Raw genomic sequence first — 26,155 nt, 5'->3', positions numbered from 1 at the left:
CGGGCTGTCTGCTTTCAAGGCGATATGAGGTTGCCTGACGATGAATGAAGCTGATGCACTCGACCTGTTCCAGGCTGCGATCTGGACTGTTCTCGTTGCCGCGGGTCCCGCCGTCATTGCGGCAATGGTCGTCGGTCTCGTGATCGCGCTCATCCAGGCGCTGACGCAGGTGCAGGAAGCCACGCTTACCTTCGTGCCCAAGATCGTTGCTGTTCTGGTCACGATCGGCATATCCGCCCCCTTCGTGGGCTCCCAGATTTCCATCTTCACCAATCTGGTCTTCTCGCGCATCCAGTCCGGTTTCTGAGCGGGAGCCTTTCCTGGTTGGGTCGAAGCATTCTTCGCGCAAGCTTCGCCATTTAACTGTCGATCCGAACTGGGCGGACTGTGATGTCCGCCTCCTCTCATGAAGAGACGGAATCGTTATGGCGCAACCACCTGCACTACCCCTTCCGAAAGTCGCTCCCAGCATGCGTGACATCGGCTTTGCCTTGGGCATCGTCGGTATCATCTGTATCCTCTTCCTGCCGATCCCGCCGTTCCTGATCGACATGGGCCTGGCATTCTCGATCGCCTTCTCGGTGCTGATCCTCATGGTCGCGCTGTGGATCCAGAAGCCGCTCGATTTCTCGTCCTTCCCGACCATCCTTCTGATCGCGACGATGACGCGACTGGCGCTGAACATCGCCACGACACGCGTCATCCTTTCGCATGGCAACGAGGGGCACGACGCGGCCGGCGGCGTGATTGCGGGCTTCGCAAGCCTCGTCATGTCCGGCGACTTCGTCATCGGTCTGATCGTCTTCCTGATCCTCATCACCATCAATTTCATCGTCATCACCAAGGGTGCGACGCGTATCGCGGAAGTCGGCGCGCGTTTCACCCTGGACGCCATCCCCGGCAAGCAGATGTCGATCGACGCCGACCTTTCGGCCGGCATCATCGACGAGAAGGAAGCCCAGCGCCGCCGCAAGGAGCTGGAGGAAGAAAGCTCCTTCTTCGGTGCGATGGACGGTGCCTCGAAATTCGTTCGCGGTGACGCGGTTGCCGGTCTTCTGATTACCGCCATCAACGTCTTCGGCGGCATCATCATCGGTTATTTCCGTCACGGCATGCCGATCGGCGAAGCGGCCGATGTTTTCGTCAAGCTGTCGGTCGGCGACGGCCTCGTCTCGCAGATGCCGGCCCTCATCGTCTCGCTCGCCGCCGGCCTTCTCGTCTCCCGCGGCGGCACCGTCGGTTCCACCGATCAGGCGGTCGTCAACCAGCTCAGCGGTTATCCGCGCGCGCTCTCCGTTTCGGCCGTGCTGATGTTCGTGCTCGGCCTGATGCCGGGCCTGCCGACGCTGCCCTTCGTCTTCCTCGGCAGCCTTCTCGCCTTCGGCGCCTGGTTCATCCCGCGCCAGATCGAGGCTGAAAACAAGATCCGCCGCGAGGCGGAGGAAAAGAAGGTCGTCCAGAACAAGGAACTCGAGAAGGACTCGGTCAAATCGGTTCTGCGCACGTCGGAAATCGAGCTTGCGCTTGGCAAGATGGTCTCGACCCGCCTGCTCGGCGCCCATCAGGAACTCGCCTTCCGCGTCGGCAAGATGCGCAAGAAGTTTGCCACCCAGTACGGTTTCGTCGTGCCGGAAATCAAGGTGACGGACGATATCGGCATTCCCGAAAAGTCCTACCAGATCCGCATCCACGGCACGACCGTCGCCTCGAACCTGCTGCGTGTCGGCGAAGTTCTCGTCGTCACCGGCGCCGGCCGCAAGCCGAGCATTCCGGGCGACGAAATCCGCGAGCCCGCTTTCGGCATGCCGGCGGTTTCGATCCTCGAAAACTTCGCCGACGACCTCAAGCGCGAAGGCTTCCAGCCGATCGACAACGTCTCCGTCGTGCTGACCCATATGAGCGAGGTCATCAGGAACAACCTGCCGCAGCTTCTCTCCTATAAGGACGTGAAGATCCTGATCGATCGTCTCGATCCCGAATACAAGAAGCTTGCCGACGAAATCTGCTCGTCGCACATGTCCTATTCGGGCCTGCAGGCGGTGCTGAAACTGCTTCTCGCCGAGCGCGTCTCGATCCGCAACCTGCACCTCATCCTGGAAGCGGTCGCCGAACTCGCCCCGCATGTCCGCAAGACGGAACAGATCGTCGAGCATGTGCGCATCCGCATGGCCCAGCAGCTTTGCGGCGACCTTGCCGACAACGGCGTGCTGCGCGTGCTGCGGCTTGGCAGCAAATGGGATCTGGCCTTCCATCAGGCCCTCAAGCGCGATGCCAAGGGCGAAGTCGTCGAATTCGACATCGATCCGCGCACGCTCGAAGAGTTCAGCGAACAGGCGACGAAAGTTATCCGTGAATTCATGGACAGGGGCCTGCCTTTCGCCCTTGTCACCTCACCGGAAACGCGCTCCTATGTCCGCATGATCATCGAGCGACTCTTCGCAACGCTTCCCGTTCTCTCGCATGTGGAACTGGCCAAGGGCATCGAAATCAAGATTCTGGGCTCGATTTCATGATTTCAGACCCCCAAGGGACAGTTCTGGCGCTGTTTCTGGTTTTCTGCCGGATCGGCGGCTGCGTGCTGACCCTTCCGGGTTTTTCCTCCGCCCGCGTGCCGGAGCAATTGCGCGTCTTCATCGCAGGCGCGCTTTCGCTTGCCGTGCTGCCGGTGCTCTGGGATACGGTCTACCCGTCCGTTCACACCAGTTCTGGCACCTATATCGGCCTGATTTTCAGCGAATCGCTGATCGGCGTCATGTACGGCATGCTGGCCCGCCTCTATACGCTCGGCCTGCAGTTTGCGGCCTCGATCGTGTCGATGATGGTCGGCTATACGCAGCCGAGCACGACCGATATCGTCGAAGATTCGGCCGAAATCAGCCTGACCGCCTTCATCACGATGACCGGCCTGATGGTCCTCTTCATCATGGACTTCCATCACATCGTCTTCCGCGCGCTGATCGATTCCTACACGACCATGCCTTTCGGCGGCTTGCTGCAGTTGCGCGCCACGCTCATCACCTTCACCGATACGCTGGAGCAGACGACCTACATCATGCTGCGGCTTTCGAGCCCCTATCTGATCTACGGGCTGATCTTCAACATTTCGATCGGCTTCATCAACAAGCTCGCGCCGCAGATACCGGTCTACTTCATCTCCACGCCCTATCTGCTGATGGGCGGCCTCTTCCTGCTCTATTTCTCGATCGCTGCGCTGATCAGCCAGTTCGGCCAGTCATTTGCCGGCATATTCGTGGGAAGGTGAGGGGCGATGATCGAGAAGAAACGGTCCGACAAGCTCAAGCGCCTGGTCGCGGTACAGCGTCATCTTGAGAAGATGGCGGAGTACGACCTGGCGGAAACCGCCCGCCAGCGCGCGGAAGTCAATGCGGCCATGGATGTCGCCATTCTTGCGCTCGGCTCGCTGGACCCGGTCCATCGCGCCTTTTCGCAGAGCTATGCCGACCGATTCGGCAGGCTGACCATCAAGGACCAGCAGCTGACGGGCATGCAGCAGGTGCACGAAATGCGCCTGACGCGTGAGCGCGCCAAGGGCGACCGGCTGGAAGAAAGCATGCTCGAAGCCCTTCAGGCCGAGCGTCGCGAGGCGGATGACAACGCCGTCTATGACGTCATCGATCAGCAGTTCGCAACGCCAGCCTCCAGCAAGCTTCAAAAATAATAATCGCCACGATCTTACATTAGAGGATTGTAACGTGGCTATTTCACCCCCCAGCGATCTGGTGATGGACGTCGTCAAGGCGGCCGACCCCATGGAGGTTCAGGCTGCCCAGGAAAAGCTGAAGGCCAACCGGGCGGCCTTTGCCGCAACCAGCCTGGCCGAAAACGGCAACGGCTTTTCGTCGGCGGTCGATATTCTCGACCATCTCAAGCAGAAGAGCGGCGTGCACAATATCCAGAACCGCGAGAAGCCTGAGGAAGTGCCGGAAACCTACCGGAAGTTCGAGGCCATGGTTCTGCAGAATTTCGTGAAATCCATGCTGCCGAGCGATGCCGAAAACGTCTTCGGCAAGGGCGCGACCGGTGACATCTGGAAGGGCATGATGGCCGAGCAGCTCGGCAACGTCATGGCCAAGGGCGACGGCATCGGCATTGCCAAGCAGATGTATTCCGAACAGCTGCGCCGCCAGGAAGGCAAGATCGTCAACGCCTCCACTGATGAAGACGACCGTAAGACCGCACTCAGCATGATCGACGAATTTCAGCGCAAGACCTTCGGCACCCCGACTGCCGACAATAAGTCCGCAACACGCGACGCATAATCGAGGATAAGATGGAAATAGTTTCGAACGAATACAGGATCAAATCCGTTCTCGGACGCCTCGAAATGATAATCGACAATGAGAACAACCGGATCGGCAGCGATCCGCAGTTCGATCTCAAGGTCTCGAACGCGCATAAGAGCCGGTGCCTGTACGAACTCTCGATGCTCTTCCGCGATACCGACCCGGCCGAACTCGCCGCTTCGCATCTCGACCAGCTTCACGGTCTGAAGAAGAAGCTCACGCTGAACGCGCGTCGCGTCGAAGCGCATCTGGAGGCGGTTCGCGCCGTTGCCGATCTTCTGAAGAACGCCGTGCAGGATGCCGATGCCGACGGCACCTATTCCCAGGAACAGTTTGTCGCGCGGGATGCCTGATGATCAAGCTCGTCCTCACAGGTGTCTGGGTCTGCGCGGTTACGCTGGCATCGGTTTATTTCTCGGTGAACATGGCGACCGCGCCGGCGCCGGTTGTGGCCGATACCAAGCAGAGCGCGCTTGAGCTGGTGAAGGGCGAGACGATCACCGTGCCTGTCATCGGCAATGGTGCGGTCAACGGCTATTTCCTCGGCCGCATCTCTTTCATGATGCACAAGGATTTGATCGAGGGGCTCAACCTGCCGCTCACGGAGATGACGACGGACGAACTTTTCAGCCTGCTCGTCGGCAACAAGATGGTCGATGTCACCAATATCAAGGCCTTCGATCCCGCCGCTTTCCGCGAGGAAATCAAGAAGGGCATGAACGAGCGTCTCGGCGGCGACTATGTCGCCGAAGTCATGCTGGAGCAGCTCGACTATCTCTCCAAGGAAGACGTGAAGGAAACCTCGGGCGGCAAGCCGGCGAAAGTCGGCGCGCCGGTCAAGATTGTCGAGACCGCGCCTGCGAGCGAAACGCCCGCTCCGTCCTCCGGACACTGACGGCTTCCGACCACCCGGTTAAAGAACGGTGCCGAAAGGCGCCGTTTTTGCGTTCTCGCCTTGGTTAATGAACCGCTTAGGTGCGCATGAAAATCCAAGCTTCTTTCCTAAGGGTTGTTTGAAGCCGAGCTGATACAAACACGGCACTGGCTTGGGAGGACGTCGCCGCAGGGGTGGCGGAGGCCGCTCGGGCTGGACGCTGCCGGTCCTGCGGGACCCCGGCTGCGGAAAGATGGGTTCGTTTTCCGGGATGTCGGGCGCATGACGCACCTTCGGCAGGAGGTTGGAATGAATTTGATTGCAAACTTCGCGGTGCTTGCATCGCGGCGGACGATCTTCGATCTGCCGGTCTGCGATCTCGGCTGGGATGATGCGCTGGTCTTCATCAACGAACTGGCTTCCATTCCCGTCGGGCAGACCGTGGTTTGCTTCGTCAACGCCCACAACATGCTGACGGCGCTGCGCGACGACGAATATTATCAGTTGATGTCACACAACCTCGTGCTGCCTGACGGCATCGGCCTCAATATCGCATCGCAGGTCACGCATGGTTCGCCGTTTCCTGCCAACCTGAACGGCACCGATTTCGTGCCGGCCCTCCTGACCTTCATGGAGACACCGCGCCGTATCGGCCTGATCGGCGGCGCGCGGCCGGTCGTCGAGAAGGCGGCTGAGAACTTTTCCAGGCACGCGCCCTGGCATGAATTTGTCGTCATCTCCGACGGCTTCTTCGACAAGGCCAATCCCGAACCCGTGATCGCCGAGGTGGAGCGCCAGAAACTCGATATCCTGATTGTCGGCATGGGCACGCCGCTGCAGGAAAAATGGGTTCACCAGAATATCCGCGCCGATCATGCAAGGCTCGTGCTGACGGTCGGCGCGCTCTTCGATTTCGTTTCGGGCGCCGTCCCCCGCGCGCCGAAAACGGTGCGCATGATGCGTCTGGAATGGGCCTATCGTCTGGTGCAGGAACCGGCGCGCCTGTGGCGGCGCTATATTATCGGTATTCCGGTCTTCCTTTTCCGGGTTCTCCAGTATCGTTTCAGCCGGCGTGCGCGCATTCTCGGTCAGCCGGATGAACGGATACACGCCTCGGGCGAACAGAAGAGAATCGAGCAGATCAAGAAAGCCGGCTGATTACGGATTTTTGCAGGCTCCGGTTAACCATTTCTTTGCCATGTATATTTAGAGTAGCTTAATCATCCGCGTCGCCGCGGTTGAGCGAACTCGGCCATCATGCGCGTGAGATGTGACGCCAATGCACGATTCCAGGGCGAAGAACAGTTTTCATGATCGCGCAACCGCTTCTCCCCGCGGCCAGCGGCAAAGGCATGCCGAAAACAGCTTCCCCCCGCCGGAGATCCGTCCTTCCGAAGCCGAACTTCTGCGCGCCATAGGCCGGCTGCTCGACGAACAGCGTGCGAAGGCACGGCAGACCGAACCGCTGGTGGACCGGATCGAAACCATCCTTGGTTCGCGTCTTCAGGCTGCAAACGATATCGCCTCCGCGCCTGAACCGGCTCGTCCCGTGCCGGCACCAAGGCCGCAATTGGCTGAGGTCCACCACGTCGCTTCCGTCGAGAAAGCGTCCGTTGCGACGGTTCCGCGCAAAGGACGGCGCCCGAACTGGGTCGGAAGCGCTGCTGTCGTGGCGGCCCTCTCGTCCGGCGGCGCTGTCGTCCCCATTCTCATGCCGGTCTCGCCGGCGCTCTATACGGCAGAAACGACGCTTGTCGTGGATGCAGGCGCGGGCAATCGGGCCGTGCTCGTCGGAGATACGGCCAAAAGGCTCTCTTCGGCACCGGTCATCGCCTCTGCGGTTGCGTCCCTGAAGCTCGACCGCGATCCGGAATTTGCCGGCAACAACGCCAATGCGCTTGGCGTGGCCTTCGATCTTCTCTCCGGCAGCGGTGCGGCCGCCGATCCGGCATCGCGGGCGGAGGCGGCGCTGAAGTCTGCCGTGGCGGTTGTTCCCGACGATCGGGCGGGCACGATCCGCCTGATGGTGACGACTGGCGACGGCAACAAATCGACGCGCATCGCCACACGCCTGTCGGACGCCGTGACCGGCGGCGGCGCCACCGGCAAGGCGGCCGAGACGGCCGCTGCCCTGAAGAGGGAAAATGACCAGGCCCAGGCAGACCTTGCGGCCTTCAGCCAGAAGAACGGCGAGGGCAACGTCAAGGTCGCGACCCAGTTGCAGCACCAGATCGCCGGGCTCGATGCCGACCTGAAGACAGCCGATGAGAATATCCTGGCCGCCAAGGCCCAGGCCGACAAGCTGAAAGCCGCCAAGCTCGCGGACGTGCTGGAAGGCTCGCTCCTTCCGGATATGATCTCGCCCGCCCTGCAGGATCTGCGCGACCGATATGCCATCGCCAAGACGGCTTTGGCCCAGCTTTCCGCCGATCTCGGGCCGCGTCATCCGCGCCTGCTCCAGCAGCAATCCGAGGTCGACGGTCTGAAAGACAGCATCGGCAAGGAACTGGCGCGCCTTGCCCAGAACGCGAATGCGGCGGCCAAGGCTGCCGTTGACGCACGCAGGCAACTCAGCGACCGCCGCAACGCACTGATCGCCCAGAGCCGCGATACCGGCGTCGATCTCGCCAGGCTGACCGAACTGCGGGAGAAGGCGTCTGCCGCCCGCTCGCGCCTGGAAGAGGAGGTTTCCACGACAGGTGCGATCGGCGATGGCAGGGTCACGGTCGCGAGGCCCGCTCTACTTCTGCCGGCTTCCGGCGACAACAATCTCGGTTTCAACGCCCTGCTTGGCGGCCTTGCCGGTTTGGCGCTGGGCCTCGGCCTTGCTTTCCTGCCGCGCCTCTTCCGCCGGCAGCCCGAACGGGCGCAGGTCCCGGCTCCCTTCCGTGCGCCTGAGCCCGAACACGCGCAGGCCACGGCGTTGGCGAGGGCTCCGCAGCCGGCGCCGGTCCCGCAGGCGGCCGGCGAACTCGATGCGCTGCGCTCGCAGATCGCCAGCCTGCGCGACCGCTTTCACGCCTACAAGGCCTCGCAGTAAACGAGCGCCGGGCCACAGATTGCTCTTGCATTTGCCGTTTTTAGACGTGATAGGGCGTTATCGGGAAATCATGCCCGCTGCGGGCGAATAGACTGTCGCGAAATTGGGCGGAGAAGACGCGTGACGACTGTAATCGATGGCAAGCAGGTTGCCGCTTCGGTAATCGAAACCGTGAAATCGGCAAATGCCGCGCTCGAAGCCGCCAAGGGCATCCGCACGGGTCTTGCGGTCATCATCGTCGGCGACGATCCGGCAAGCCACACCTATGTCGGTTCCAAGAGCCGCATGGCCAAGGAGTGCGGCTTCAAGTCCGTCCAGCACACGCTGCCCGCCGAAACGAAGCAGGAGGAGTTGGCCGCACTCGTGGCCTCGCTCAATGCGGACGCTTCGATCCACGGTATTCTCGTGCAGCTGCCGCTGCCGAAACATCTCGACAGCGAACCGATCATCCAGTCGATCCTGCCGGAAAAGGATGTCGATGGCCTGAGCGTCGTCAATGCCGGCAAGCTTGCGACCGGCGATTTGAAGACGGGTCTCGTTTCCTGCACGCCGGCCGGCGCCATGGTGTTCGTCCGCCGTACCCATGGCGAGGACCTTTCGGGCCTCAATGCCGTCGTCATCGGCCGCTCCAACCTGTTCGGCAAGCCGATGGCGCAGCTGCTGCTGAATGCCAATGCGACCGTGACGATCGCGCATTCGCGCACGAAGAACCTTTCGGAAATCTGCCGCAACGCCGATATCCTCGTGGCTGCCGTCGGCCGCCCGGAAATGCTCCGGGCGGACTGGGTCAAGCCCGGCGCCACCGTCATCGACGTCGGCATCAATCGCATCGCGGCTCCCGAACGGGGCGAGGGCAAGACCCGGCTCGTCGGCGACGTCGCCTTTGCGGAAGTCTCCCCGGTTGCCGCCGTCATCACCCCGGTTCCGGGCGGCGTCGGCCCGATGACGATCGCCATGCTGATGGCCAATACGGTGATTGCCGCTCATCGTTCGGCGGGGCTGACCGCGCCGGCATTCTGATCAGGCTCTTTCGCTCAACCCTGCGGGGCAGGGCCTGTCGAGGCCCTGACGATCAGCTCGGTCTTCCAGAGTTCCTGCTCCGGGAAGGGGCCTGCCTGTTTGACCGTGCCGATCAGCCGCTGCGCGATGCGCACGCCGGCGGCGCGCAGCGACGAGCGCGTGGTCGTCAGCGGCACCGAGAAATTCTCCGGCTTCAGCAGCGGCAGCACGTCGTCATGGGCGATCAGCGAGATATCCTCGCCGAGTTTCAGCCCGGCCTGATTGACGGCCCGGATCGCGCCAAGCGCAAGCACCGTGCTGGAGCAGAGGATGGCGGTCGGCCGCTCGTCAAGCTGCAGGAAGCGCTCCATGGCGATCAGCCCCTCTTCGTCCGACATGACGGTATGGCTCGTGCAGTCCTCTTTCAGCTCCAGCCCGCGTTCGCTAAGGGCAGCAACGAGGCCGTTCCTGCGGCGAATGGCGAAGTCGAGATGCGCCGGCCCGTTCATCAGCGCAAAGCGCGTATGGCCGAGCTGCAGCAGCAGCCGCGCCGCATCGTAAAAGGCGGCCTCGTTGTCGATGTCGAGATAGGGATAATCCGGCTCGGAACCGAAGGAGCGGCCGTGCACGACGAAGGGCATGGAAAGCGATTTCAGCATGGCGAGCCGCGGGTCGTGGCCGCGCATATAGGCGACGAAGAGCGCGTCCACATTGCCGCTGATCGCCAGGCGCCGCAGTGCCGCCACCTCATCGTCCGGGTCGGCCGGCATGATGACGAAGTGGAAGTCGTGGCGCACGGCTTCCTCGCCGAGCCCGGTCAGGAACTCGCCAAAATGCACGTCCGACTGATGGCCGGGTGCCGTCGGCATGACGAGGCCGATCGAGCCGGCCTTGCCGGTCGCAAGACGCTGGGCGGCCTTGTTCGGCCGATATCCGGTTTCCTTGACTGCCCGGAGCACGCGTTCCCGGGTCGCCTCGTTGACCTCGGGATAGCCGTTGAGCGCGCGGCTCACGGTCGTCTGCGAAAGCCCCAGCAATTCCGATAGCTGTTTGAGATTCACCTGCTATGCTTCCTCCCGGCCTGCCCTGTGGCCGTCAAATAATGGCCGCCACCTCCCAATGGCTCCCAAAGCGCTTTCAAATATGTAGCATCTGCTGCGCTTGACTCAAGGAAAATCGCTCCATATTCCCCATTAAGCCTTGCTGCAAAGCGATATAGTGGCGGCATTCCCGCCGTTTTCGCAAAATGGCTTGACTTCATTCCAGCGAAAGTGAATGAGTTGCTTTGTCAAAGCGCTTTGAAATTTCCTTTGAATGAAATTCTGCGCTATCGGATTGTGATGGGAGGTTGATCACATGAAAAAGTCATTCCTGATGGGCGTTGCACTTGCGGCGCTTTTTGCCGGCGCTGCGTCGGCCGCGGATCTGAAATTCCCTCCGGGCCAGGACGCCAAGTTCAACTGGAAGAGCTATGACGACTTCAAGGCTGCGCATGCCAACCTGAAGGGGCAGCCGCTGACGATCTTCGGCCCTTGGCGCGGCGAAGACGAAGCCTTCTTCCAGAGCATTCTCGCCTATTTCGTCGAAGCCACCGGCATCGACGCCAAATATTCCTCCTCGGAAAATTACGAGCAGCAGATCGTCATCGACACGCAGGCCGGCTCGCCGCCGAACATCGCGGTCCTGCCGCAGCCGGGCCTGCTCGCCGATCTCGCCAGCAAGGGCTACCTGACGCCGCTCGGCGACGACACATCGAAATGGGTCAAGGACAATTACGGCGCCGGCGACAGCTGGGTCGGCTACGGCACCTACAAGGGCAAGGACGGCAAGGACGCCTTCTTCGCCTTCCCGTACAAGGCCGACGTCAAGTCGCTCGTCTGGTACGTGCCTGAGAATTTCGAGGAAGCGGGCTACAAGGTCCCGACGACCATGGAAGAGCTGCACGCCCTGACCGACCAGATCGTCAAGGACGGCGGGGTTCCCTGGTGCATCGGTCTGGGTTCCGGCGGCGCGACCGGCTGGCCGGCGACCGACTGGGTCGAAGACATCATGCTGCGCACGCAGAAGCCTGACGTCTACGACAAGTGGACCACCAACGAAGTGAAGTTCACCGATCCGGCCGTCGTGGCCGCGATCGACGAATTCGGCAAGTTCGCCAAGAACGAAAAATACGTCGACGGCGGCGTTGCGGCTGTCGCTTCGACCGACTTCCGCGACAGCCCGAAGGGCCTCTTCGCCGTTCCGCCGAAGTGCTACCTGCATCACCAGGCTTCGTTCATCCCGTCCTTCTTCCCGGAAGGCACGAAGCTCGGCACCGATGCCGACTTCTTCTATATGCCGACCTATGCCTCGCATGCCGACCTCGGCAAGCCGGTTCTCGGTGCGGGCACGCTCGTCTCCATCGCCAAGGATTCTCCGACGGCCCGCGCTTTCATCGACTTCCTCAAGACGCCGATCGCGCATGAAGTCTGGATGGCGCAGTCGAGCTTCCTGACGCCGTACAAGGGCGTCAATGTCGATGCCTATGCCAACGATCAGATGAAGAAGGAAGGCGAGATCCTGACCTCGGCCACCACCTTCCGCTTCGACGGTTCGGACCTGATGCCCGGCAAGATCGGCGCCGGCGCCTTCTGGACCGGCATGGTCGATTTCGTCGGCGGCAAATCCGCTCAGGATGCCGCAGCCGAAATCCAGAGCGCCTGGGACGGCATCAAGTAACTCCTTTGAATCCATGCCGCCGGGCAGCCGGCGGCATCACCGGAATGAGCGGCCGGGTTCCGGAGGGGGAGCCCGGTCGTGCCGGATCCCGCGCCCAGACACACGAGATGTATTGACGGCATCCGGCCTTAACCCTTCAGAATAAGACAGGGAAGCAGGGGAGGGACGAAATGCTGTCGCAGATTGTGTCCGCTTTGGGCGTCGTGGTCGTCGCCGTTTTCGCGTGTTCGGCCTATTTCTTTTTCTCGAACAAGATCCTCGATCTCGCCCTGCCGGTGCGGGACGGCGATATCCGCCAGGCCTCGCGCAATCTGAACCGGCGCGCGATGATCCGCCCCTGGCTTTTCCTCGGCCCGGCACTCTTCCTGCTGGTCGTCTACCTCGTCTATCCCGTCGTCGCGACCTTCATCCTGTCCTTCTACGACCGGTCGGGCAATCAGTTCGTCGGTACGACCAACTATCTGTGGGCCTTGAACGACCGCGAATTCCGCCAGTCGATCTTCAACAACATCCTGTGGCTTGCCGTCGTGCCTGCCGCCTGCACCTTTTTCGGCCTCGTCATCGCCGTCATGACCGACCGCATCTGGTGGGGCAATATCGCCAAGAGCATCGTCTTCATGCCGATGGCGATCTCCTTCGTCGGCGCCTCCGTCATCTGGAAATTCATCTATGAATATCGCGGCGGCAACGATGTGCAGATCGGCCTTCTCAACGCCATCGTGCAGACTTTTGGCGGCACGCCCGAAGTGTGGATCTCCATTCCCTTCTGGAACAATTTCTTCCTGATGGTGATCCTGGTCTGGATCCAGACCGGTTTCGCCATGGTCATCCTCTCGGCCGCGTTGCGCGGCATCCCGGAGGAGACGATCGAGGCTGCCGTCATCGACGGCGCCAACGGCTGGCAGATCTTCTGGCGCATCATGGTGCCGCAGATCTGGGGCACGATCGCCGTCGTCTGGACGACGATCACCATCCTCGTCCTCAAAGTCTTCGATATCGTGCTGACCATGACCAACGGTCAGTGGCAGACCATGGTTCTGGCGAACCTGATGTTCGACTGGATGTTCCGCGGCGGCGGCGATTCCGGCAGATCGGCCGTCATCGCCATCATCATCATGCTGGCCGTCACACCGATCATGGTGTGGAACGTGCGCCGTGCCAATGCCGAAATGAAGGGACGCTGAGATGACGACAGCCTCACGCTATTTCAAGATCGGCCCCGCCCGTCTCTTCGTCCATTTCTGCGTTCTCGTCATCGTCGTCATCTGGCTGGTGCCGACGCTCGGCATCTTCGTCAGCGCGCTGCGCGACAGGGACCAGATCACCGTTTCCGGCTGGTGGACCGCCTTTGCCGGCTCCACGCAGACGGTTGCCGTGCGCCTCGGCACGCCCGACCAGCAGAAACAGGAGGGCGATGTCTACGTCATAACGGGCAACGTCCTGGCGGATCAGCCCGGCCGCTCGGTCAAGGCTTTTGGCGTGCGCGTGCAGCAGCCTTCGGCCTTCGGGGCCGGCGAGACCGCCGATCTCGGCGACGGCGAGAGCCTCGTCATCAACAGCGACGGCAGCTATCGCTACATGAAGAACGCCGCCTTCGCGCCGGACGAGCGTCCCCGCCGCATCTATGTTGCCGCCTCCGCGCCACCCGAATTCACCATGCGGAACTACCAGACCGTTCTGGCCAGCGAGGGCATCGGCCAGTCCTTCATCAACTCTCTGACGGTGACGATTCCGGCGACGATCATTCCGATCCTGATTGCCGCTTTCGCCGCCTATGCGCTGAGCTGGATGGAGTTTCCCGGCCGCGCGCTGCTGATTGCGCTCGTCGTCGGCCTCATCGTCGTGCCGCTGCAGATGTCGCTCATCCCGCTGCTCAGGCTCTATAACGAGATCGGTACCGCGATCGGACAGCCGTCGAAGACCTATCCCGGCATCTGGCTGGCCCATACCGCCTTCGGCATGCCGCTCGCCATCTATCTGCTGCGGGCCTATATTGCCGGCCTGCCCAAGGAGATCATCGAATCCGCCCGCGTCGACGGCGCCAGCGACTTCGAGATCTTCACCCGCATCGTATTGCCTCTGTCCTTCCCCGCGCTCGCATCCTTCGCGATCTTCCAGTTCCTGTGGGTGTGGAACGACCTGCTTGTGGCCATGGTCTTCCTCGGCACCGACAAGGACCACCTCGTGCTGACCGGGGCGCTGAACGCGCTGCTCGGCTCGCGCGGCGGCAACTGGGAAATCCTGACGGCGTCCGCCTTCGTCACCATCATCGTTCCGCTGCTCGTCTTCTTCGGGCTGCAGCGTTATCTGGTGCGCGGCCTGCTGGCGGGGTCGGTCAAGGGAGGCTGATCCATCCCAAGACATGATTTTTAGACAGGATATCCCATGACTGTGGCTTCCCAATCCATTCTGACCGCCGACAAGGACTGGTGGCGCGGCGCGGTGATCTATCAGATCTACCCGCGCTCCTACCAGGATTCCAACGGCGACGGCATCGGCGACCTGAAGGGCATCACCGCCCGCCTGCCGCATGTGGCAAGCCTCGGCGCCGACGCGATCTGGATATCGCCCTTCTTCACCTCGCCGATGCGCGATTTCGGCTATGACGTTTCCGACTATGAAAATGTCGATTCCATTTTCGGCACGCTGATCGACTTCGACACGCTGATATCGGAAGCCCATCGCCTCGGCATCCGCGTGATGATCGACCTCGTCATCTCGCATTCCTCCGACCAGCATCCGTGGTTCGTCGAAAGCCGTTCCAGCAGGACCAACGCCAAGGCCGACTGGTACGTCTGGGCCGATGCCAAGCCCGATGGCACGCCGCCGAACAACTGGTTGTCGATCTTCGGCGGGTCCGCCTGGGCGTGGGATCCGACGCGCATGCAATATTACATGCACAACTTCCTGACCTCGCAGCCGGACATGAACCTGCACAATCCCGAGGTTCAGGACCGCCTGCTCGATGTCGTCCGGTTCTGGCTGAAGCGCGGCGTCGACGGCTTCCGCCTCGATACGATCAACTTCTACTTCCACGACAAGCAGCTGCGCGACAATCCGGCGCTTGCCCCGGAACGCCGCAACGCATCGACCGCGCCGGCCGTGAACCCCTATAATTTCCAGGAGCATCTCTACGACAAGAACCGCCCGGAAAACCTCGAATTCCTGAAGCGTTTCCGTGCGGTGCTGGAAGAGTTTCCGGCGATTGCCGCCGTCGGCGAAGTCGGCGACAGCCAGCGCGGCCTCGAAATCGTCGGCGAATATACGTCCGGCAACGACAAGATGCACATGTGCTACGCCTTCGAATTCCTGGCGCCCGATCCGCTTTCGCCGGAACGTGTCGAGGAAGTCATGAAGGATTTCGGCGCGGCCGCGCCCGATGGCTGGGCCTGCTGGGCCTTTTCCAACCATGACGTCATGCGCCATGTCAGCCGCTGGGGCTCGCTCGTCGCCGATCACGATGCTTTCGCCAAGCTCTATGCTTCGCTGCTCCTGACGCTGCGCGGTTCGGTCTGCCTCTATCAGGGCGAGGAACTTGCGCTCACCGAAGCCGATCTCGCCTATCAGGATCTGCAGGATCCCTACGGCATCCAGTTCTGGCCGGAATTCAAGGGCCGTGACGGCTGCCGCACGCCGATGGTCTGGGACAGCCAGGTCGCGCAGGGCGGCTTCTCGACGGTCAAGCCCTGGCTTCCGGTTCCGGTCGAGCACATCCTGCGCGCCGTCAGCGTGCAGCAGGGCGACGAAAATTCCGTGCTCGAGCACTACCGCCGTTTCATCGCTTTCCGCAGGCAGCATCCGGCTTTCGCCAAGGGCGAGATCGAGTTCGAGGAACCGCAGGGCGACGCGCTGCTTTTCACGCGCGAATACGGCAACGAAACGCTGCTCTGCATCTTCAACATGGGGCCGGCGGAAACCAGCGTGACCTTGCCGGCGGGCGAATGGCAGGCCCTGACGGGGCACGGCTTTACCAGCAACAATTACGGCGACAGGATCGATATTCCGGCCTGGGGGGCGTATTTCGCCCGCCTCGCTTAAGGATCAGGAGGGGAGAGGAAAATGACTGGACTGACGCTTAAGGATATCCGCAAATCCTATGGCTCCGTGGATGTGCTCCACGGCATCGATCTGGAAATCAACCAGGGCGAATTCATCGTTTTCGTCGGCCCCTCCGGCTGCGGCAAATCCACGCTTCTGCGCATGATCGCCGGCCTGGAAAACATCACCGGCGGCGAGATGTATATCGACGGCATGCTGGTCAACGACGTGCCGCCGTCGAAGCGCGGCATCGCCATGGTCTTCCAGTCCTATGCGCTCTATCCGCATATGACCGTCTTCGACAACATGGCCTTCGGCATGAAGATTGCCGGCGAGAGCAAGCAGGAGATCGACCGCCGCGTGCGGGCTGCGGCCGAAAGCCTGCAGCTGACCAAATATCTCGACCGCCTGCCCAAAGCGCTCTCGGGCGGCCAGCGCCAGCGCGTGGCGATCGGCCGCGCCATCTGCCGCAACCCCAAGGTCTTTCTCTTCGACGAGCCGCTGTCGAACCTCGACGCGGCACTGCGCGTCGCGACCCGTATCGAGATTGCCCGCCTCAACGAGCAGATGGCCGATACGACGATGATCTATGTCACGCACGACCAGGTCGAGGCGATGACATTGGCGGACCGGATCGTCGTCCTCTCGGCCGGCAATATCGAGCAGGTGGGGGCGCCGCTGGAGCTTTACGAGCGCCCGGCAAACCTGTTCGTTGCCAAGTTCATCGGCTCGCCGGCCATGAACATCATCCCGGCAACGATCACCGAAGCCGGCCAGGCGACCACGGTGACGCTGACGGGCGGCAAGTCGGTGACGCTCGATATCGCCACGGCAGCATCGGAAAAGGGCAAGCAGGCAAGCTTCGGTGTTCGCCCGGAAGACCTTCGGGTCGCCGAGCCCAGCGAGAACTATCTTTTCGAGGGCGAAGTCTCGATCGTCGAAGCGCTCGGCGAAGTGACGCTGCTCTATATCGAAGGTCTGGTTCAGGGCGAACCGATCATCGTCAAGCTGCCCGGAATCTACGACGTGAAGCGCGGCCAGAAGATGCATTTCGCCGCCGACAGGCAGAAGCTGCACCTCTTCGATGCCGCGGGTCACACCTACAGAAAATAACCATCCATTTTTGGTGGAATCCTTCCTCCCGAGCCTGTGGACGGGAAGGATTCTCACTTTCTGTTAAACATGCGGTGCTAGCCTTTTTCCCATCAAGACTGAGGGGAATATGGCCATGGCCGCATCGAATCCAACACCGCCAAAACCGCACTTCCTGGCCAGGGAGGAGTCTTTCATGTACGACCGCGAATCGCGGTTCAAGATGGAAGACACGATGAACGCCGCGCGCATCGAATATACGGAAAAGGGCGTCATGCACGCCGCTTCGCGCCGCTGCGATATCGTTCGCATTTCGATGAGCAGCGCCATCCTGGCGATCCTCACGCAGTACACGCTCCCCAAGCAGTTTTATCTGGATATCCCGGATGCCCGCATCACCAAGGTCGGCTGCCTCCTGATGAAGACCTTCACCAACAACACGATCGAGGTTCGCTTCCTGCGGCTGCTGACGCAGAAGGAGTTGAACAAGATCTTCGTCTATTCCACTCATCCGGCTCACAAGGACTACGTCCTCGATATCCGCGCATAATAGTCTCGCTGGATACGGAAAACCCGCGGTTTCTTGAACTGCCCCCGAAGTTGGACCTCCAACTTCGGGGGCAGTTTATTTGGCCGCGGGCCTTTTCGTTTGTACCGGTGGCGCTCTGCTCAGTGATGGGCGTGGAACAGCACGCTTGCGCCCTGGTCCGACGGGCCGACCGCATGGCGGAACGGCGCGAAGAGTTCGCGGCCCATGCCGAATTCATTCTCCGAGAGATCGATGGTGACCGGCTCGCGCTCGGCCATGTCGGCGGCATCGACCAGAACCTCCAGCGTGCCTCTGATCGCGTCGAGACGGATCATGTCGCCATCCCTGATCCGGGCGATCGGGCCGCCGTCGACCGCCTCGGGCGTGACGTGGATCGCCGCCGGAACCTTGCCGGAGGCGCCCGACATGCGCCCGTCCGTCAGCAACGCCACGCGGAAACCCCGGTCCTGTAGCACCCCGAGCGCCGGCGTCAGCTTGTGCAGTTCCGGCATGCCGTTGGCCTTGGGTCCCTGGAAGCGCACGACGGCGACGAAATCGCGGTTGAGTTTGCCCTCCTTGAAGGCCTCCTGCAGTTCCTGCTGGCTGTGGAAGACGATCGCCGGCGCCTCGATGATATGGCGCTCGGCCTTGACGGCGGAAATCTTGATGACCGCCTTGCCGAGATTGCCGCGCAGCATCTTCAGGCCGCCATTGGCCTGGAAGGGCGTCTCGATGCTGGCAAGCACCTTCGGGTCGTGGCTCTTTTCCGGGGAGGGCTGGCGCACGACCGCGCCGTTTTCGCCGAGTTGCGCATCGACCGTATAGGCTTCGAGACCCTGGCCGAAGACGGTGCGCACATCGTCGTGCACGAGACCCTGCTTCAGCAGTTGCTTGATGAGGAAGCCCATGCCGCCGGCCGCCTGGAAATGGTTCACGTCGGCAAGCCCGTTCGGGTAGACGCGGGCAAGCAGCGGCACCAGCTCCGAAAGCTCGGCAATATCCTGCCAGGTGAGCACGATGCCGCCGGCGCGCGCCATCGCGACGAGATGCATCGTGTGGTTCGTCGAGCCGCCGGTCGCATGCAGGCCGACGACGCCGTTGACGATCGAGCGCTCGTCGATCATTTCGCCGGCCGGCGTGAATTCGTTGCCGAGCGCGGTGATGGCGAGCGCCCGCTTCGTTGCCTCGCGCGTCAGCGCTTCGCGCAGCGGCGTGCCGGGATTGACGAAGGAGGAGCCGGGCATATGGAAGCCCATGATCTCCATCAGCATCTGGTTGGAATTGGCCGTGCCGTAGAAGGTGCAGGTGCCGGGGCCGTGATAGGACTTGGATTCGGCCTCCAGCAGCTCGGCGCGGCCGACCTTGCCTTCCGCAAAGAGCTGGCGCACCCGCGACTTCTCGTCGTTCGGCAGGCCAGACGTCATCGGCCCGGCCGGGATGAAGATTGCCGGCAGGTGCCCGAAGGAAAGCGCTGCAATGACGAGGCCTGGCACGATCTTGTCGCAGACGCCGAGGAAGAGGGCGGCATCGAACATGTTGTGCGACAGGCCGACACCGGCTGCCATGGCGATCAGGTCGCGCGAGAAGAGCGAAAGCTCCATGCCCGGCTGGCCCTGGGTCACGCCGTCGCACATGGCCGGCACGCCGCCCGCGACCTGGGCGATACCGCCGGCCTGTGCGGCCGCTTCGCGGATGATCGCCGGATAGGTCTCGAACGGCTGGTGGGCCGAGAGCATGTCGTTATAGGCGGTGATGATGCCGAGATTGGGCACGCGGTCTCCTGCAAGTGCATCCTTCTCGGCGGGGGAACAGACCGCGAAGCCGTGGGCAAGGTTGGCGCAGCCGAGAACCGAACGGTTGACGCCTTGGGAGGCGGCAGCGCGCAGGCGCTCCAGATAGCGCTCGCGGGTCGGCTTCGAGCGTTCGACAATGCGATTCGTGATCGCAGCAATGCGTGCGTGAGCGGACATGGAAAATCCCTGCCTTGTTCTGGTTCGTCTGTATCTGTTCGCCGGCTCCGGCGGCTTCAAAGAATGTCGCGCAAAAATGCGAAGCGGTTTTGCGGTAACGACATGCTCTAAGCCTCAATCAGGGAGCCCAGTAGATCTCGACCGGGGAAGTGGCCCGGCGCAGAATGGCGCGGATCGGCATCTCTGCCTCGTCACCGTTGCCTTCTGCCTTGGCGAGAACGTCTTTTTTGCCTTCGCCCTCAATGTGGAGAATGAGCAGTTTGGCATCCTGGAGCGCGGAGAAAGTGAAGGTCAGGCGCGGCTCGCCGGCCCCTTCCGCATCCATTGTGATGATGCCGCGCGGCGTCTGCGGGTTGAGCGCAACGCTCAGTTTGTTGCCGCCCGGGAAAAACGAGGCCGTGTGCCCGTCGCCGCCCATGCCGAGAATGACGACATCGAAGGGGATGCCGATCTCGGCGCTCTTTGCCGTCGCAAGCTTTGCAGCCTCCTCGACGGAGGTTGCCGGCTGGTAAAGCGGCACGAAACGCGCCGCCTTGGCTCTGTTCTGGAGAAGATTGGCATCGACCAGCAGATGGTTCGAGCGCGGATTGTCGGCCGGCACGAAACGTTCGTCGACCAGCGTGATCGTCACCTTGGCCCAGTCGATATCGCGCGTCGAAAGCGTCTGGAAGAAGGCTTTCGGCGTGGAGCCGCCGGAAACGGCGATGCTGGCCGCGCCGCGGGCTGTGATGGCGGCCGAAAGGGCGCCGGAAACCTTGTCGGCAAGGCTGGCGGCAAGTTCGGCGGCGTTGGCGAAGGAATGCAGTGTCGATGCCATATCTTCGGACCTTGGACTAGATGTCGTCGTGCCAGGTGCGGCCGTCGCGTTCGATCAGCGCGATGGCCTGGCTCGGACCCCAGGTGCCGGCCGTGTAGCCCTGCACCTGCTGGCCGGTGGATTCCCAACCCTTGAGGATCGGATCGACCCACTGCCATGCGGCTTCGACTTCGTCGCGGCGCATGAACAGCGTCTGGTTGGAGCGGATGACGTCCATCAGCAGGCGCTCGTAGGCGTCGGGGTTGCGGACGTTGAAGGCCTGGGCGAAGCTCATGTCGAGCGAAACGTTGCGCAGGCGCATGCCGCCCGGACCCGGATCCTTGATCATCAGCGACTGCTTGACGCCTTCGTCCGGCTGCAGGCGGATGATCAGCTGGTTCTGGCTGATGCGGCCGGCGGCCTGGTCGAAGACCGAGTGCGGGATCGACTTGAAGGTGATGACGATTTCCGAAACGCGGCCGGCGAGGCGCTTGCCGGTGCGGATGTAGAAGGGAACGCCCGCCCAGCGCCAGTTGTTGATCTCGGCCTTGATGGCGACGAAGGTTTCCGTGTTGGAAACGCCGCCTTCCAGCTCCTCCAGATAACCCTTGACCGGGCCGTTGCCGGAAGCGCCGGCGCGGTACTGGCCGCGAACGGTCGCCTGCTCGACATTGGAAACGTTGATCGGCTTCAGGGCGCGCAGAACCTTGAGCTTTTCGTCGCGGACGGCTTCCGAATCCATCGAGGAGGGAACTTCCATGGCGGTCAGGCAGAGAAGCTGCAGGATGTGGTTCTGCACCATGTCGCGCAGCGCGCCGGCCGTGTCGTAATAACCGGCGCGGCCTTCGAGGCCGACGGATTCGGCAACGGTGATCTGCACGTGGTCGATATAGTTGGCGTTCCACAGCGGCTCGTAGAGCGCGTTGGCAAAGCGCAGCGCCATCAGGTTCTGCACCGTTTCCTTGCCGAGATAGTGGTCGATGCGGAAGATCTGTTCTTCCTTGAAGACGCGGCCGATATTGTCGTTGAGCTGCAGGGCCGAGGCGAGGTCGCGGCCGATCGGCTTTTCGACGACGATGCGGGTCGACTTGGTGATCAGCTTGTGGTCGTGGATCTTCTGCGCGATGTCGCCGAAAATGCCCGGCGCAACCGCAAGGTAGAAGGCGCGCACGCGCTCCTTGCCCTCGTCGAGCAGCTTCTTCAGATGGTCCCAGCCGGTATCCGTGCGCGCGTCGACCGAAACGTAGAAGAGGCGGGCGCAGAACTTCTCGACTTCCGCATCGTTGTACTCGCCCTTCTTCAGGTGCTCCTTGAGCGCGTCCTTGGCGAACTTGCGGTATTCCTCATGCGAAAGCGGACTGCGCGAAGCACCGATGACGCGGGTCGGTTCCGAGAACTGGCCCTCGATCTGGCGATGGTACAGCGCGGGCAGAAGCTTGCGCTCGGCAAGGTCGCCGCTGCCGCCGAAGACGACATAATCAAAAGGCTCAACGGGAATGATCTGGCTGCTCATGAGCTTATCTCTCAATCAGGCTTGGTTGGCGGCCGTTTTAATCTAATCGATTTAAAAAAGCCAGTGTGCGGTGCAATGAATCTGTCGGTCATCGGTTTTAAAGCGAATTGCCGCGAGAGGAAATCCGCAATCGAACTAAAACTTGTCGCGGAGGGCAAACCACGACAAGGCGAGGAAAAGCAGTGGCGCCCGCATGCGCGCGCCGCCCGGAAAGGCGGGAATATCGAGCGCCTTGAAGAGATCGAGATCGGCCGATTTTCCCAGCACCATTTCTGCGTAAAGCTTGCCACAGTAATTTGACAGCATCACGCCGTGGCCGGAATAACCGCCGATCGAGGTGACGCCCGGCATGACTTCCCGCACGAACGGCTGGCGCGGCATGGTGATGCCGACCGAGCCGCCCCAGGCATGGGTAATCTCGATATCCTTCAGGCTGGGATAGATTTCGGCGATCTGCCGGCGGATATGCTGCGAAATGTCGCGCGGATTGTCGGCCGTGTAGGCCTCGCGCCCGCCGAAGAGCAGCCGCCCGTCCTTCGATTTGCGGAAATAGCGCACCACGAAACGCGAATCCGCCACCGCTTCGCCGCCCGGTATCACATCGGGGAAGCGGTCGAGCGGCACGGTGGCGCCGATGAAGGAGCGGATCGGCATGACATGGCTTGCCGTGACCGGCTCCAGATTGCCGATATGGGCGTTGCAGGCAATCAGCGCCTGGCTGGCGGTGATCGTGCCGCGTTCGGTCTCGATGATGACCTTGCCGCCGCGCTCCGCGATCGATGTCGCCCTGGTCATTTCGAAAATATCGGCCCCCGCATTGGCGGCCACCCGGCCGAGGCCGACCAGCAGCTTCAGCGGATGGATATGGCCGGTGCCGACGTCGCGAACGCCGCAATGGAAGCGTCTGGAGCCGAGCCGCTCCTGCGTCTCCTCGCGGTCCATGAAGCGCAGATGCGGATAGTCGTAGCGGAAGGCCGCGATCTCCGCATTCTCGTAATAATAGCGCTTGTAGCTCTCCTTGTGGGCGACGTTGAGCTGGCCGGGCACGTAATCCATGTCGATCTGGTGCTCTGTCGCAAAATCGAGAAGGTGCTTCTTGGCATCCTCGGCAAGATCGAAGAGCGCCTTGGAGCGCTCGTAGCCGATCTTCTCTTCCAGCTCTTCCGGCCACCAGCGCTGACCGGTGCCGAGCTGCCCGCCATTGCGTCCGGAGGCGCCGTCGCCGAGCCTGGCCGCCTCGATGAGCGTCACTGAAACGCCGGCCCTGGCGAGATGATAGGCGGCCTGCAGGCCCGTGTAACCGCCGCCGATGACCGCGACGTCGCACTGCCTGGAGCCGTCGAGCGCCGGATAGTCCGGGCGCTCGCCGACGGTCGCCTGGTACCAGGACAGGCCGGGCGCGATGGGGCTTTGCCAAATCTCCTCGGTCATGGCGGCCCCTTATACGTTCAGAAGGAGGAATTCCCGCTCCCAGGGGCTGATCACCTGCATGAAGGTTTCGAATTCACCCCGCTTCACGCCGGCATAGAGGCCGATGAATTCCTTGCCGAAGACCTCCTCGAAGGCCGGCTCGTCTTCCAGCAGCGCCACGGCTTCCAGAAGGCCGCGCGGCAGGTCGATCGAGCCTTCGTTGGCCGCATCCTCCGTCGGCGCCGTCGGCTCGATCTCCTTCATGATGCCGAGCAGGCCGGAGGCGAGCGAGGCGGCAAGCGCCAGATAGGGATTGGCATCCGAACTCGGCAGGCGGTTTTCCACGCGCCGTGCCTGCGGATCGGAGACCGGCACGCGGAAGGCCGTCGTGCGGTTGTCGTAGCCCCAGGCATTGTTGACCGGGCAGGACATGTCCGGCTGCAGGCGCCGGTAGGAATTCACATAGGGCGCCAGCATGGCAAGCGCGCTCGGCACGTATTTCTGCATGCCGCCGATGAAATGGAAGAATTCCTTCGAGGCCGAACCGTCATTGCTGGAAAAGACGTTTTTGCCCGTCTCGATATCGACGACGGACTGGTGGATATGCATCGCCGAACCCGGCTGGCCCTGCATCGGCTTGGCCATGAAGGTGGCGTAGATATTGTGCTTCAGCGCCGCCTCGCGGATGGTGCGCTTGAACAGGAAGACCTGGTCTGCAAGCTCGATCGGATTGCCGTGGCGCAGGTTGATCTCGAGCTGCGCCGGTCCTTCCTCGTGGATCAGCGTATCGATCTCGAGGCCCTGTTTTTCCGAGAAGTGATAGATGTCGTCGATCAGCTCGTCGAACTCGTTGATGCCGGCGATCGAATAACCCTGGCCGCCGAGGATCGAGCGGCCCGAACGGCCCTTCGGCGGATGCAGCGGATAATCCGGGTCGTCGTTCATGGCCACGAGATAGAACTCGATTTCCGGCGCCACGATCGGTTTCCAGCCGCGCTGCGCATAGAGGCTGAGGATACGCTTCAGCACGTTGCGCGGCGTATAGGGCACTTCCTGCCCTTCGGAATTGACGATGTCGCAGATGACCTGCGCGGTCGGGTCGGTCTCCCAAGGCACGACGGAGAGCGTGGAAAGATCCGGCACCAGCTTCAGGTCGCTGTCGCGCGGCTCGTAGCGGAAGCTCTCGGTTTCTTCAGGATATTCGCCCGATATCGTGTGGCGGTAAATCGCCGAAGGCAGGGCGAGCGACGTGTTGGAGGTGAACTTGGAGGTCGGCATCATCTTGCCGCGCGGCACCCCGGCAAGATCGGGGGTGATGCATTCGATGTCTTCGATCCCGCGTGCCCTCAGCCACTGTGCCGCTTCCTTCCAGTCTGCAACACCACGCGAGGATCCGGGATCAGGGGGGATTTTCGGCGAGGCAGGCACGTTTCTGGCAGGCTTCAGCGTCGTCTTTTTTGGGGACATGACACACCGGTTTGCGTTGATCGTAACGCCATCATAACCGGAGTTTGGCAATTGGCGAGGGGGTGGAAGGCGTTGACATCGGCCCTCCGATGGAAAAAGAAGGCGCGGATTTCAGTAGGGAAAACGGATTTTGCAGCGCAAGAGCGATGTGATCGTCATCGGGGCGGGTGCCGCGGGCATGATGTGCGCGATCCGCGCCGGTCAGCGCGGCCGTTCCGTCACCGTGCTCGACCATGCCCGCGCGCCGGGCGAGAAGATCCGCATCTCCGGCGGCGGCCGCTGCAATTTCACCAATATCAATGCCGGCCCGAAGAACTTCCTTTCCGCCAACCCGCATTTCTGCAAGTCGGCGCTTGCCCGCTTCACCCCGGCGGATTTCATCGCCATGGTCGATCGCCACGGGATCGCCTGGCATGAAAAGACGCTCGGCCAGCTTTTCTGCGACAACAGCGCCAAGGACATCATCTACATGCTTCTCGACGAGATGCGCGCGGCCGGTGCCGCCTGGCATCTCGGCGTCGAGATATCGGGCGTCGAAAAGACCGACGGCGGCTTCCGGGTCTCGACGTCGGAAGGCCTTTTCGAAGCCTCCTCGCTCGTCATCGCATCGGGCGGAAAATCCATTCCCAAAATGGGCGCGACCGGCTTTGCCTATCGCATTGCCGAGCAGTTCTGTCTTGCGCTGACCGAAACGCGCCCCGCCCTTGTGCCGCTCACCCTCGACCCGGTCCTGCTTGAAAGCATCGCTGCCCTGTCGGGCATTTCCGCCCCCGCCGAGATCCGCCACGGCAAGACCGCGTTCCGCGAAGCGCTGCTCTTCACCCACCGGGGCTTGAGCGGCCCCGCCATCCTGCAGATTTCCTCCTACTGGCGCGAAGGCGACGCGATCACCGTCGATATCGAACCGGAGATCGACCTCGCCGCGCATCTGAAGAGGGCGAAACAGGCAAACGGGCGCCAGTCGGCGCAGACCGCGCTCGGCGAAATCCTGCCGAAACGGCTGGCGCAATATATTGTCGAGCGTGAGGGCGTCAGCGGCAACATGGCCGACCTTTCCGACAAGCTTCTGGGCCGGCTTGCCGAGGCGGCACAGAACTGGTCGCTTCGCCCGTCCGGTTCGGAAGGCTATCGCACGGCCGAAGTCACGCTCGGCGGCATCGACACGACCGCGCTCGATTCGCGCAGCATGCAGGCCAAGGCCGTCCCCGGCCTCTATTTCATCGGTGAATGCGTCGATGTGACCGGCTGGCTCGGCGGCTATAACTTCCAGTGGGCCTGGGCGTCGGGCTTTGCCGCTGGTGAGGCATTGTAAACGCTAATATTGGTAGACGTGAAACCTTTTGGCGGATTCAAGACTTCTTAAGATTGGCTGCGCCATCCTGTCTCAATGGCAGGTTGGCAAAGT

At 62.0% G+C, this 26,155-nt stretch carries 23 protein-coding genes; 17 read left to right on the top strand and 6 right to left on the bottom strand.

Features of this window, described 5'->3' with window-relative positions; translation table 11 throughout:
* The first annotated feature begins 40 nt into the window (after nt 1-40).
* The 10 genes from fliQ to folD all read left to right on the top strand — a co-directional run bounded on the left by fliQ (nt 41) and on the right by folD (nt 9,238).
* Nucleotides 41-307: a flagellar biosynthesis protein FliQ gene (gene fliQ / locus ACFPWW_RS23360; RefSeq protein WP_112570812.1), complete on the top strand. Its 267-nt coding sequence runs from the start codon at nt 41-43 to the stop codon at nt 305-307.
* Nucleotides 308-425: 118 nt separating this feature from the next.
* Nucleotides 426-2,513 carry a flagellar biosynthesis protein FlhA gene (gene flhA, locus ACFPWW_RS23355; RefSeq protein ID WP_112570815.1) on the top strand — a complete coding sequence of 696 codons (2,088 nt, stop codon included), beginning with the start codon at nt 426-428 and terminating at the stop codon, nt 2,511-2,513.
* A complete protein-coding gene (gene fliR, locus ACFPWW_RS23350; RefSeq protein ID WP_112570817.1) occupies nt 2,510-3,262 on the top strand; it encodes a flagellar biosynthetic protein FliR in 753 nt (250 codons plus the stop codon). The genes flhA and fliR overlap by 4 nt, the downstream gene beginning before the upstream one ends.
* Before the next feature lie 6 nt (nt 3,263-3,268).
* Entirely contained in the window at nt 3,269-3,679 is a 411-nt protein-coding gene (locus ACFPWW_RS23345; protein ID WP_112570819.1) for a hypothetical protein, read from the top strand.
* 34 nt (nt 3,680-3,713) lie between these two features.
* Nucleotides 3,714-4,280: a rod-binding protein gene (locus ACFPWW_RS23340; protein ID WP_112570821.1), complete on the top strand. Its 567-nt coding sequence runs from the start codon at nt 3,714-3,716 to the stop codon at nt 4,278-4,280.
* Nucleotides 4,281-4,291: 11 nt separating this feature from the next.
* Nucleotides 4,292-4,657, top strand: a complete 366-nt coding sequence (locus tag ACFPWW_RS23335; protein WP_112570823.1) for a hypothetical protein — start codon at nt 4,292-4,294, stop codon at nt 4,655-4,657.
* On the top strand, nt 4,657-5,199 hold the full coding sequence (locus ACFPWW_RS23330; RefSeq protein WP_377313382.1) for a hypothetical protein: 543 nt from the start codon (nt 4,657-4,659) through the stop codon (nt 5,197-5,199). The genes ACFPWW_RS23335 and ACFPWW_RS23330 overlap by 1 nt, the downstream gene beginning before the upstream one ends.
* A gap of 288 nt (nt 5,200-5,487) precedes the next feature.
* Nucleotides 5,488-6,336 (top strand): WecB/TagA/CpsF family glycosyltransferase, encoded by an 849-nt coding sequence (locus ACFPWW_RS23325; protein WP_112570827.1) that lies wholly within the window; start codon nt 5,488-5,490, stop codon nt 6,334-6,336.
* A gap of 121 nt (nt 6,337-6,457) precedes the next feature.
* Complete coding sequence (locus ACFPWW_RS23320; RefSeq protein WP_377313380.1) at nt 6,458-8,218, top strand: succinoglycan biosynthesis protein exop; 1,761 nt, start codon at nt 6,458-6,460, stop codon at nt 8,216-8,218.
* Between the two features lie 120 nt (nt 8,219-8,338).
* Nucleotides 8,339-9,238 (top strand): bifunctional methylenetetrahydrofolate dehydrogenase/methenyltetrahydrofolate cyclohydrolase FolD, encoded by a 900-nt coding sequence (folD, locus tag ACFPWW_RS23315; RefSeq protein ID WP_377313378.1) that lies wholly within the window; start codon nt 8,339-8,341, stop codon nt 9,236-9,238.
* A 14-nt stretch (nt 9,239-9,252) separates the two neighbouring features.
* Here the strand turns inward: folD and ACFPWW_RS23310 are convergent, their stop codons facing one another.
* Nucleotides 9,253-10,278: a LacI family DNA-binding transcriptional regulator gene (locus ACFPWW_RS23310; RefSeq protein ID WP_113500772.1), complete on the bottom strand. Its 1,026-nt coding sequence runs from the start codon at nt 10,276-10,278 to the stop codon at nt 9,253-9,255.
* A gap of 295 nt (nt 10,279-10,573) precedes the next feature.
* On the opposite strand from ACFPWW_RS23310, the gene ACFPWW_RS23305 reads away from it, so the two are divergent.
* The 6 genes from ACFPWW_RS23305 to ACFPWW_RS23280 all read left to right on the top strand — a co-directional run bounded on the left by ACFPWW_RS23305 (nt 10,574) and on the right by ACFPWW_RS23280 (nt 17,615).
* Complete coding sequence (locus ACFPWW_RS23305; RefSeq protein ID WP_377313376.1) at nt 10,574-11,935, top strand: ABC transporter substrate-binding protein; 1,362 nt, start codon at nt 10,574-10,576, stop codon at nt 11,933-11,935.
* Between the two features lie 170 nt (nt 11,936-12,105).
* Complete coding sequence (locus tag ACFPWW_RS23300) at nt 12,106-13,119, top strand: carbohydrate ABC transporter permease (RefSeq protein WP_112570837.1); 1,014 nt, start codon at nt 12,106-12,108, stop codon at nt 13,117-13,119.
* 1 nt (nt 13,120) lies between these two features.
* A complete protein-coding gene (locus ACFPWW_RS23295) occupies nt 13,121-14,284 on the top strand; it encodes a carbohydrate ABC transporter permease (RefSeq protein ID WP_112754999.1) in 1,164 nt (387 codons plus the stop codon).
* 36 nt (nt 14,285-14,320) lie between these two features.
* Nucleotides 14,321-15,973: an alpha-glucosidase gene (locus ACFPWW_RS23290; protein ID WP_112570841.1), complete on the top strand. Its 1,653-nt coding sequence runs from the start codon at nt 14,321-14,323 to the stop codon at nt 15,971-15,973.
* A 21-nt stretch (nt 15,974-15,994) separates the two neighbouring features.
* The gene (locus tag ACFPWW_RS23285) at nt 15,995-17,086 is read left to right on the top strand and encodes an ABC transporter ATP-binding protein (protein ID WP_112570843.1); all 1,092 of its coding nucleotides are present in this window, start codon (nt 15,995-15,997) and stop codon (nt 17,084-17,086) included.
* Nucleotides 17,087-17,201: 115 nt separating this feature from the next.
* Nucleotides 17,202-17,615 (top strand): hypothetical protein, encoded by a 414-nt coding sequence (locus ACFPWW_RS23280; protein WP_377313373.1) that lies wholly within the window; start codon nt 17,202-17,204, stop codon nt 17,613-17,615.
* Nucleotides 17,616-17,734: 119 nt separating this feature from the next.
* Here the strand turns inward: ACFPWW_RS23280 and edd are convergent, their stop codons facing one another.
* From edd to ACFPWW_RS23255, 5 genes are all read right to left on the bottom strand, one after another.
* On the bottom strand, nt 17,735-19,564 hold the full coding sequence (gene edd, locus ACFPWW_RS23275) for a phosphogluconate dehydratase (RefSeq protein WP_112570847.1): 1,830 nt from the start codon (nt 19,562-19,564) through the stop codon (nt 17,735-17,737).
* A 118-nt stretch (nt 19,565-19,682) separates the two neighbouring features.
* A complete protein-coding gene (gene pgl, locus ACFPWW_RS23270) occupies nt 19,683-20,381 on the bottom strand; it encodes a 6-phosphogluconolactonase (protein ID WP_377313371.1) in 699 nt (232 codons plus the stop codon).
* 16 nt (nt 20,382-20,397) lie between these two features.
* Nucleotides 20,398-21,873 carry a glucose-6-phosphate dehydrogenase gene (gene zwf / locus ACFPWW_RS23265; RefSeq protein WP_377313369.1) on the bottom strand — a complete coding sequence of 492 codons (1,476 nt, stop codon included), beginning with the start codon at nt 21,871-21,873 and terminating at the stop codon, nt 20,398-20,400.
* A 135-nt stretch (nt 21,874-22,008) separates the two neighbouring features.
* Nucleotides 22,009-23,304: an NAD(P)/FAD-dependent oxidoreductase gene (locus tag ACFPWW_RS23260; RefSeq protein ID WP_377313367.1), complete on the bottom strand. Its 1,296-nt coding sequence runs from the start codon at nt 23,302-23,304 to the stop codon at nt 22,009-22,011.
* A gap of 9 nt (nt 23,305-23,313) precedes the next feature.
* A complete protein-coding gene (locus tag ACFPWW_RS23255; RefSeq protein WP_112570855.1) occupies nt 23,314-24,750 on the bottom strand; it encodes a glutamine synthetase family protein in 1,437 nt (478 codons plus the stop codon).
* 130 nt (nt 24,751-24,880) lie between these two features.
* Between ACFPWW_RS23255 and ACFPWW_RS23250 the strand changes: the two genes are divergently transcribed.
* On the top strand, nt 24,881-26,062 hold the full coding sequence (locus tag ACFPWW_RS23250) for an NAD(P)/FAD-dependent oxidoreductase (protein ID WP_377313365.1): 1,182 nt from the start codon (nt 24,881-24,883) through the stop codon (nt 26,060-26,062).
* Nucleotides 26,063-26,155: the final 93 nt, after the last annotated feature.

Origin of the sequence: Rhizobium sp. GCM10022189 (assembly GCF_042656325.1) — a bacterium.
GTDB lineage: Bacteria > Pseudomonadota > Alphaproteobacteria > Rhizobiales > Rhizobiaceae > Rhizobium.
This window is presented reverse-complemented; position numbering and strand designations above follow the sequence as displayed.